Annotated in this window: 1 protein-coding gene; it reads left to right on the top strand. The window is 57.0% G+C overall.

All coding sequences use genetic code 11. The annotated features are described in order from the left end of the window. A partial coding sequence (locus tag A3714_RS10455; protein WP_304439027.1) for a DNA gyrase subunit A occupies positions 1-351 on the top strand: 351 nt, incomplete at both ends.

Below are 351 nucleotides of genomic sequence, written 5' to 3'. Positions count from 1 at the left end.
CAAGGTGCTGGAACAGATTGCTGATCAGATGCAGAAGAAAAAGCTGCCCATGGTCAGCGATCTGCGCGACGAATCGGATCATGAGAATCCCACGCGTCTGGTGATCACGCCGCGCTCCAACCGTGTGGATATTCCCCAGTTGATGAGCCACCTGTTTGCCACCACGGATCTGGAAAAGAATTACCGGGTCAACCTGAACATGATCGGCATCGATGGCCGGCCACAGGTGAAAAGCCTGGACATGATTCTCAACGAGTGGCTGCAGTTCCGCATGGTCACCGTGCGCCGCCGTTTGCAGCACCGTCTCGACAAGGTGCTGGAGCGCCTGCACATCCTCGAAGGCCTGCTGGT

The sequence above is a fragment of the Alcanivorax sp. HI0007 genome (assembly GCF_001635525.1).
Lineage (GTDB): Bacteria > Pseudomonadota > Gammaproteobacteria > Pseudomonadales > Alcanivoracaceae > Alcanivorax.
The sequence above is the reverse complement of the archived record's forward strand: the minus strand, read 5'-3'. Positions and strand labels throughout refer to the sequence as shown.